Origin of the sequence: Nostoc sp. (assembly GCF_036917455.1) — a bacterium.
In the GTDB taxonomy this organism is placed as follows: Bacteria; Cyanobacteriota; Cyanobacteriia; order Cyanobacteriales; family Nostocaceae; genus Nostoc.
Window position 1 is genome coordinate 19,107 of record NZ_JBALDK010000147.1, and the last position, 9,003, is coordinate 28,109.

The 9,003-nt window shown below is 42.8% G+C and carries 7 protein-coding genes; 3 read left to right on the plus strand and 4 right to left on the minus strand.

Annotated elements, in window-relative coordinates; all coding sequences use genetic code 11:
• Positions 1-273: 273 nt before the first annotated feature.
• Entirely contained in the window at positions 274-1,464 is a 1,191-nt protein-coding gene (locus V7K42_RS15750) for an FAD-dependent oxidoreductase (RefSeq protein WP_334917610.1), read from the minus strand.
• Between the two features lie 70 nt (positions 1,465-1,534).
• Between V7K42_RS15750 and V7K42_RS15755 the strand changes: the two genes are divergently transcribed.
• Genes V7K42_RS15755 through V7K42_RS15765 form a run of 3 tightly spaced genes read left to right on the plus strand, consistent with a single transcriptional unit; the run spans position 1,535 to position 5,233 of the window.
• Positions 1,535-2,083 carry a (2Fe-2S)-binding protein gene (locus V7K42_RS15755; protein ID WP_334917612.1) on the plus strand — a complete coding sequence of 183 codons (549 nt, stop codon included), beginning with the start codon at positions 1,535-1,537 and terminating at the stop codon, positions 2,081-2,083.
• The gene (locus V7K42_RS15760) at positions 2,070-3,047 is read left to right on the plus strand and encodes an FAD binding domain-containing protein (protein WP_334917614.1); all 978 of its coding nucleotides are present in this window, start codon (positions 2,070-2,072) and stop codon (positions 3,045-3,047) included. Before V7K42_RS15755 ends, V7K42_RS15760 begins: the two co-directional genes overlap by 14 nt.
• Positions 3,044-5,233 (plus strand): xanthine dehydrogenase family protein molybdopterin-binding subunit, encoded by a 2,190-nt coding sequence (locus V7K42_RS15765; protein WP_334917616.1) that lies wholly within the window; start codon positions 3,044-3,046, stop codon positions 5,231-5,233. Before V7K42_RS15760 ends, V7K42_RS15765 begins: the two co-directional genes overlap by 4 nt.
• 25 nt (positions 5,234-5,258) lie before the next feature.
• Here the strand turns inward: V7K42_RS15765 and V7K42_RS15770 are convergent, their stop codons facing one another.
• The 3 genes from V7K42_RS15770 to V7K42_RS15780 all read right to left on the minus strand — a co-directional run bounded on the left by V7K42_RS15770 (position 5,259) and on the right by V7K42_RS15780 (position 8,564).
• Positions 5,259-6,467, minus strand: coding sequence for an MFS transporter (locus V7K42_RS15770; RefSeq protein ID WP_334917618.1), 1,209 nt, complete (start codon positions 6,465-6,467; stop codon positions 5,259-5,261).
• Between the two features lie 325 nt (positions 6,468-6,792).
• A complete protein-coding gene (gene moeB, locus V7K42_RS15775) occupies positions 6,793-7,965 on the minus strand; it encodes a molybdopterin-synthase adenylyltransferase MoeB (protein WP_334917620.1) in 1,173 nt (390 codons plus the stop codon).
• Between the two features lie 128 nt (positions 7,966-8,093).
• Positions 8,094-8,564 (minus strand): M67 family metallopeptidase, encoded by a 471-nt coding sequence (locus V7K42_RS15780; RefSeq protein WP_334917622.1) that lies wholly within the window; start codon positions 8,562-8,564, stop codon positions 8,094-8,096.
• Positions 8,565-9,003: the final 439 nt, after the last annotated feature.

The window sequence follows — 9,003 nt, forward strand, 5'->3', positions numbered from 1 at the left end:
TCAAAATTAGATTTTATACTTTACTTTGCCCTGAAACAATAATGGCAATCGCATTTCATAAAAATTAACATTTTGATTAAGTTGTGTTGATTTTACGCAAATAATTCTCAATCAATCAACGAATTTATTGGGTTTGCGTGCTTGACTAAAAACAGTCACTTTTGATATTATTAAATCACTTGATTAAAATTAGCCGTTATTATAAGTTTTTCTGCTAACTTTATAGATTTTGTCCCTACTTAAAAAAATAGCTTTCTCCTTGTAACATAAGATTTAACTTATTATAGATGGCTTGTAATCATACAACCATTTATGAAAATCATCATTAAGGCTCATTTGCCGCTCCTGTTGCCCATTAGATGCTACGGTGTTGACATCGAAGTAGCGCATCTCACCCAAAGCACTACGAGCTTGGATGATTTTTGTGCGCTCAATGCGATGCTGTTCATAGCTAGTTAAAGCTTCTTGAAAATTAGCTGATTGAGAAAAACACTCTTTCAGTTCATAAGCATCTTCAAAAGTGGTATTGGCTCCCTGTCCCATAGCAGGTGCCATTGGATGGGCAGCATCGCCTAAGAGTGTAACTCTGCCTTGACTCCAGTGAGTTAACGGTGGGCGATCGCAAATCGGCCCCTCCCAAATTTGCTCGGCTGGTGTCGCTTGTACCACCACCTGAAAAGATTCATCCCAATCAGCTAATTCATAGAGAATGCGAGATTTCACTTCATCGGCGCTGTGGGAAAGAGAGTACTCAGGCGAGAACTTCCGACTAATCCAACTGGTATAGCCGCCGCCCACATTCAGAAGGTACATAAACTTTTGATTGCCTTTGACAAAAACTAATTCATAGTCATTAAATAGCTCGTGGTGATACTTGATGACGGCACGCCAACACATACTACCAATATAATTAGGCTTACCCTCGCCAAATAAAGTTTCTCTAATTACAGAGTTAACGCCATCAGCGCCAATCAGCAAATCTGCATATATCGATTTTTCACCATCAAAATGAATTTTCACACTGTTTTCATCTTGCTCAAAGCCGATACAATGATGATTGAGGTGAATGATGTCAGATGGCAATCTAGACGCTAAGACTTGCTGTAGACGATACCACCAAATAGTCAATAATGGCTGTCCATATTGCTCTAAGTATTTGGTTGCGTTAGCCCGGATTGTTTCTCCCTGAATATTCTTTAAAACTGTGTGGTGAACCTCACACCCTGAACCTTTGAGGGTTTCGATAATTCCCGGTGCGATCGCATCTAGAGAACTCAAGCCATTTGGAGCTAGTCCTAGTCCAGTTCCCGTCGGACGAAATTCTTGGGCTTTTTCGTACACTTGAACGTCTATCCCTTGGCTTCTCAGTGCTATAGCAGCAGCCAATCCACCTGGCCCAGCACCGACAATGGCAACTTTTTCCACTATGGGTTTGGATAATTTCTGAGTTGGGTTTGCATTCATATACTTATATTTTTTCAATAATCAAATATGATTCCTATAATAAACATAAATATTAGTCTGCTCACTAAATATGAAAGAAAATTCCTTAGCTCCAATAACTTCAAACTCTCTTACCCAAGAATTGAAAATATTCGGTTCAGAGGAAGTAGACTTATCGCTGAATGTCAATAATATCTCCTATTCGCTAAAGCTAGAGCCTCGTGTAACTTTACTCGATGCACTCCGGGAAAAGCTAGGTTTGATGGGCACTAAAAAAGCTTGCGATCGCGGTGAATGCGGTGCATGTACTATTCTAGTTAATGGTCGGCGAATTAACTCCTGTATGACTTTAGCAGTAATGCACATCAATGCTAAAATTACCACAATTGAGGGATTAGCCCAAGATGGCAAACTCCACCCCATGCAAACAGCCTTTATTACCCATGATGCTTTTCAATGTGGGTACTGTACATCGGGCCAAATTGTATCAGCCATAGGGATGATATTAGAAGAATTGCCAAAATCTGAGGCAGAAATTCGAGAAAAGATGAGTGGAAACCTTTGCCGTTGTGGAGCATACCCAAATATTATTGCGGCGATTCGGGATGTACTAGAGGAAATGGAAGATGCAGCCATTTAGTTATGCTAAAGTTACTTCCCAAGATGCAGCGATCGCTACAGTTGAACAAGACAAAACGGCTGCATTTATCGCTGGGGGTACAGATTTACTAGGATTGATGAAAGATGGAGTTCAAACAGCGAATATATTAATTGATATTAATAGTTTGCCCCTAGCAGATATTGAATCTCAAACTCATGGAATCCGCATTGGTGCAATCTCTCGAATGAGTGATGTGGCTTTTCATCCCAAAATTCAGGAGTGCTATCCAGTAATTAGCCAAGCATTGTTACAAAGTGCTTCACCCCAACTGCGAAATATGGCAACAGTGGGCGGTAATTTATTGCAACGAGTCCGTTGTGGCTACTTTCGCGATCCGGTTTTTCCTTGTAATAAACGCACCCCAGGTTTAGGATGTGCCGCAATTACAGGCTATAATCGAATGCACGCTATTTTCGGGGCGAGCGAACATTGTATTGCCGTTCATCCTTCCGATTTAGCTGTGGCCCTAACGGCATTAGATGCGGTGATTTGTATCCAAGGCGCAGAAAAAGCCCGTCAAATTTCAATTCACGATTTTTATCTCTTACCAGGTGAGACACCAGAAAAAGAAACTCTATTACAGTCGGGAGAGTTAATCGTTGCTATTGAAATTCCAAATTCTGCATATAAATCCTATTATTTAAAAGTTAGGGATCGAGCCTCCTACGAATTTGCTCTCGTTTCTGTAGCTGTTGCTTTAGACGTAGAACAAGATACGATTAAATCAGCACGCATCGCTTTTGGGGGAGTAGCACCCAAACCTTGGCGGGCAAGGGATGCTGAAGAATTTCTCAAAGGCAAAGCAGTTAACGAAGCTAGTTTTATAGCCGCAGGAGAAGCAGCCGTTGAAGAAGCGAAACCACAAACCCACAATGAATTCAAAATTGAATTAATTAAACGCGCTTTGGTCCGTGCGCTTTCAGTTGTGACAGAAAAACTATGAATAAAATTATCGGTAAACCACTCGATCGCGTTGATGGCAAACTCAAAGTTACCGGAGAAGCACCGTATACAGCCGATGTTCCCATAGAGAATTTAACTTATGGAGTGATTTTTCAAAGCGCGATCGCAAACGGTAAAATTATCCAAATAGACACATCCGCCGCATCTGCCGTTCCTGGTGTGGTAGATATCATTACTTACCAACAAACTCCATCTCTGGTAAAAATCCCCTTCTTTTCGCCTCCACAACCTCAGCCAACCGAAAAAGACGATAATATTTACTACGATGGTCAACATCTGGGGATTGTAATAGCTCAAACTTTAGAACAAGCCGAAACCGCCGCCTCACTAGTTAAAATTATCTACGAAGAAGCCCCGGCGACAGTCACAGTGGCACACGCAGAGATATTTGAACCCGAATCAATATTTTTTGGCATGATGCCAGGTAAAATCACCAGAGGGGATGTTGAATCTGGGAAAGCTGAAGCAGATGTCCTGGTAGAGCAAATTTATACTACGCCAATGGAACATCATAATCCCCTTGAGCCTTCTGCAACGATCGCTATCTGGGAAGGGGATAATTTGACGCTGTATGAAACTACTCAAGGCATTTCAGCAACACAAAAAGCGATCGCATCTGTTCTGAATATTCCTCAAGAAAATGTCCGCGTCATTTCTAAATATTTAGGCGGAGGATTTGGTTGTAAGGCGTTGTTGCGATCGCACACTATTTTAGCTGCGATCGGATCTCGTCAAGTAAAACGCCCAGTGAAAGTTGTGCTAACGCGATCGCAAATGTACACAGCTTGCGGCTATCGATCCCCAACTCAGCAGCAGTTAACGCTAGGTGCAACCAAGGAAGGTAAACTAACCGTTATTAATCACATTGGCACATCCTTAACATCGCTATTTGATGACTTTGTAGAACCAGTTGGTACAGCGACAACAATGATGTACGCCTGTTCAAATCTGGAAATTAAATACCGTCTAGCCCGCATCAACGCCGGGACACCAACCTTTATGCGTGGGCCAGGAGAAGCCACGGGGATGTTTGCCCTAGAGTCAGCAATGGATGAACTAGCGTATGCCTTAAATATTGACCCGATTGAACTAAGACTAAAAAATCATGCAGATATCGATCCCCACAAAGGATTACCTTGGTCAAGTAAATCTCTAAAAGAATGTTACCAAAAAGGGGCAGAAATTTTTTCTTGGTTACAACGCAACCCAGTTCCCCGTTCCATGCGGGATGGTTATTTCTTGATTGGTTGGGGAATGGCTAGTGCGACATTTCCCACCAACGTTGGAACTGCATCAGTTAAGGTAGAAATTTTTGCCAGTGGAGACGTGCGGGTGCAAAGTGGAACCCAAGATATAGGTACAGGTACTTATACAGTGATGACGCAGGTAGCTTCTGAGGTATTAGGTTTACCAGTGCAGTTTGAACTAGGTGATAGCAATCTTCCCAAAGCGCCGATTACGGGTAATTCAATTACAGTTGCTAGTGTTTCCCCCGCAGTGCAAAAAGCAGCGATCGCAATCCGCGATCAAATAATCCAAATGGCGATCGGAGATCCAAATTCTCTACTTTATGGATCTCAAGCAAAAGATATTGCCGTCGAGTCAGGGCAAATATTTTTAAAACCCGATCCTTCTAAACAAGACAGTTACACCGATATTCTGCACCGTAACCAGTTAGAGAGTTTACAAGTCACAGAAGAAACCTCACCCAGTCCAGAAAGTAAACAATACGCCAAACACTCATTTGGTGCAATTTTTGTGGAAGTAGCTGTCGATGAATTGTTGGGGGAAATCAAAGTCAGACGTTGCGTAGGCGTTTATGATGCAGGGCGAATTCTCAACTTCAAGACAGCACGGAGTCAGGTTTTGGGTGGGATTACATGGGGAATCAGTATGGCGTTGATGGAGAAAACTGTAATGGATACAAATCAGGGAAGAATAGTTGGTGCTAACCTTTCTAATTACCTAATTCCGGTTCATGCAGATATCCCAAATATGGAAGTGCAATTTGTTGAGGAACACGATCCTTATGTAAATGCTCTAGGGACGAAAAGCTTGGGGGAACTTCCAATTGTTGGGGTAGCAGCAGCTATATCTAATGCAGTTTATCATGCTACAGGTAAACGGATTCGTGACCTACCAATTACACCAGACAAATTGCTGTGAATAGGCGGATAAAAATCTCAACTTCCTACTCTTCGGGAAGGCGAAGCCGCCTATACGTTTCAAAAAAGCCACTCACCGCAATGCAAACACCAGCGAACAAAAACGCCAACGCACCCCCAATCGCACCGGTAAAAGGTGTTATCGCTTGCGGCTGTGTAAATATAACGCCAAACAAACTCATCGCTAAAGCAAACCCACCAAAATACGTCCCAATTCCTAATCCCGCCCACTGTTGGGGTACTAATCCTAAAGCAAAAGGAATTGCCCCGTTGACAATTAAACTAAAGCCAGCAACGATTAATAGAATTATCGGAATTTGTGCGCCCACAGATATCATTATCAGTAAAGAGGGAACGATCGCACAGATCCCACAAAGCATAGCTTGACGATTACCAATTTTGACGGCGAAGATTCCAGCAGGTATGCTGGCAATTGCGATCGCTAATCCAATCCACACCATAAGCACATCAATATTATCAGTATTCAGTTGGGTCTTTAGTACTTTCCCCAACACATCCATCAGAAATCGGATACCCCACGCTACACCAAAACCAGTTACTAAAATCAAAGCCAATTTCTGTAAGGGCAACTTTACTACTTCTGCTTGGTGTGTATCCACTACTGCTTCTGGAGGATTAACTAACCGCAACACAGCCGCCGCCGCCAGCATAACGAAAGAACCGATCGCAAAGGTATAAACTGGCCCTAAGCTCAAAATAAACTTATAGCTTATTGGTTTAAAAGCCCCAATCATACCACCGGCTAAAGTGACAACACTTACTGCTAAAGGTAACTGGGCTGGTGTAGAATACATTCCCAACAAACACATTGCTGGAGAGCGAAATATTGTCATTGCTAATGCCCAGGCTACCAATACTATAGGTAAGAGCGATCGCATCACGCTAGTAGGCGGAATCAAACTCACAACGCATGGTATGGCAATAAATAAAGCCGATGCCAAAATCATACCTACTGAGATAAAGGGAAAGCGAGTTCCTACCCAGCGTCTAGCTTGGTCTGAAAGTCCACCCATCAAAGGTTCCAGCACAGCACCCAAGGCATTTTCAAATAGCACCAAGGCAACTGCTAGTGAAGCAGGAAAACCAAACTGAGTCAAAAGTTGTGGCAGATATATATTATAAATTAACCAAGTGAGAGTAATTGCTCCCTGCACCCCTGCCAACACCCAAACTTGCACCCATAAAATATTGAAATGAGATTTTGAGGTAGTCATAAAAAGATGGGAAATTGGGCATTGGTTGTTTCTTCCTCAACCCAAAACAAATACGGTTTATTTAAAGAGAGTTATAGCGTTTTTTAATCATTAGACCTCTTGCAAAAATCCTTGAATCAGCCCTCCCCAACCCTCCTTTTGTGAAGGAGAGGGCGCAAAATTTTAAGTTTCCCCCCTTTATAAGGGGGGATTAAGGGGGGTCTATTCGACTTATGCAAGAGGTCTATTCAAGGTACATCATAGCCCCCTCCCCGCAAGCGGGGAGGGGGTTGGGGTTCTTGTCCCTCACTCAACCGAGAACCGCTATCAGGAAAGTCGGAAGTTTTTAATACTCTGGAACTGAAGGATCGATTTCTCGACTCCAAGCGGTAATTCCGCCTTTGACATTCGTCCCAACAATTCCGGCTTCCTTGAGGATGGCAAGGGCTTTTGCCGATCGCCCGCCCATTTTACAATGAGCAATTAAGCGGTGGCCGTTTAATATTTCCTTCACCTTAGCAACGCCATTCCCATTTTCAATATCTGGTAACGGCACTAACACCGAACCAGGAATCTTGGCAATGTCGTATTCATGGGGGTTGCGGACATCCAGTAGTACAAAATCCTTCGCACCACTATCTAGTAATTCCTTCAAATCCTTAACAGTCATTTCTTGACTTTCCATCTGCTGTTTTGCCTCCTCTGCCTTAGCTTGGGGAATTCCGCAAAATTCTTCGTAGTCTACCAGTTTTTCAATAACTGGGCGAATCGGGTTAGGACGCAGTTTCAATTCCCGAAATTTCATATCTAAGGCATTATATAACAGCAATCGTCCACTTAGGGTATTACCTTGTCCCAAAATGATTTTGACTGTTTCCGTTGCTTGGATTAAACCAATAATTCCTGGCAAAATCCCCAATACGCCACCTTCTGCACAAGAGGGAACCATTCCTGGTGGTGGTGGTTCTGGGAAAAGGTCACGATAATTTGGCCCACCTTGGTAGTTAAATACAGTAGCTTGCCCTTCAAAGCGTAAAATTGAACCGTAGACGTTGGGCTTATTCAACAATACGCAAGCATCGTTAACTAGATATCTCGTGGGGAAGTTATCAGTACCATCCACGACGATATCGTAAGGTTGCAGGATTTCGAGGGCGTTTTCGGAAGTCAGACGAGTTTCGTATAAATCAACCTGGCAATAGGGGTTAATTTCGTGAATGCGGTTTTTTGCCGATTCAATCTTGGGTTTACCCACCCAAGATGTCCCGTGGATGACTTGGCGTTGCAGATTGGAAGTATCGACAATATCGAAATCGACAATCCCGATGCGTCCAATACCCGCCGCCGCCAAATATAAAAGTAGTGGTGAACCTAGTCCACCTGTACCTATACACTGTACACTGGCGGCTTTCAGGCGCTTCTGTCCTTCTAGTCCTACTTCCGGCAAAATCAGGTGTCGAGAGTAGCGTTCGTAATCGTCTTTGGTTAACTGGATTTCGTCCAGGTTAGGGTTGAGCATAGCAGTTACGATCTGGGAGAGCGGAATATTAATCCTATCGAAAAACTGGATCTCCTATGGAGATAATGAAGTCGGGAAGATGAATTTTCATGGGTGGTAGCGGCGAAAACCGCTACGACTGACTGTCTTTAAACTAAGTCAGATTTTATATTTTCAATTGCCTCTGCTTGGAACTGATGACGATCGTCAAGGCTCCAACTTCGGAGTTCTCCAGCTTTACCGTTTTGGACGGTAACTATTATATATGAGTATCCTTGCCAAGCATATAAGCGATCGCATTCTGAAGGGATAGCAGGATGATCTGGGTGGGAGTGAAAAATGCCAATAATGTTTAGTGAGCGATCGCGTGCTTCCTTTTGCATCTTTAACATAACTTCGGGAGCGATCGCATATTGCCGTCTTTTACTTTCTGCTGTGCGTTCCCCTAGAAACTCAGCACCCGCTTCTGTATTCCAGGCATTTTCTGTTGGTATGACTTCGACCACAGTTTTACCCTCATTAGCCAGATAGCCCAAAATTATACCACAACACTCGTCTGGATAGGTGCTTTCGGCATGGGCGCGGATGGTCTGCAAGTGTTCTTGGCTAAGTCGAATCATCTCTGCGTTGGTAATTTTGGTAAGCGATCGCCATCATTGCACAGATACTTCAGATATTGCCATGCGATCGCTCGAACTCAGCTAATAACCGCAGCTACATCCAACCCACGTGTAGGCGAGCGCAGACCTCAAAAATAAAACATGTATTTTTTATCACTTATCTGAGGGGTTTTGAAGTTAGCTCCCCTAGAAGCTTGTCTAATTTTGCGATCGCTACTGTGCGTAGCTTGCTTCTCCAAAAGAATACGATGATAACAACTTTTTGTCTGCTGTTATTTGCAAATTAAATTCATAGAAAGATGTAAAGACTTTACAAAGTGACGTATTTACGTATATATGGATTAGCAAATAATGTGAAGATTAAGCAAAGATGCTTCTTTAACTATAGACATCTAAGTAAATATTCTATATATAGTTATTGTCAGGTTATTTAGGTGTT

Coding starts and splice junctions, on each gene's coding strand:
- V7K42_RS15780 (WP_334917622.1), bottom strand. CDS start 8,564: ATGATTCGACTTAGCCAAGAACACTTGCAGACCATCCGCGCCCATGCC.
- V7K42_RS15750 (WP_334917610.1), bottom strand. CDS start 1,464: ATGAATGCAAACCCAACTCAGAAATTATCCAAACCCATAGTGGAAAAA.
- V7K42_RS15755 (WP_334917612.1), top strand. CDS start 1,535: ATGAAAGAAAATTCCTTAGCTCCAATAACTTCAAACTCTCTTACCCAA.
- moeB (WP_334917620.1), bottom strand. CDS start 7,965: ATGCTCAACCCTAACCTGGACGAAATCCAGTTAACCAAAGACGATTAC.
- V7K42_RS15770 (WP_334917618.1), bottom strand. CDS start 6,467: ATGACTACCTCAAAATCTCATTTCAATATTTTATGGGTGCAAGTTTGG.
- V7K42_RS15760 (WP_334917614.1), top strand. CDS start 2,070: ATGCAGCCATTTAGTTATGCTAAAGTTACTTCCCAAGATGCAGCGATC.
- V7K42_RS15765 (WP_334917616.1), top strand. CDS start 3,044: ATGAATAAAATTATCGGTAAACCACTCGATCGCGTTGATGGCAAACTC.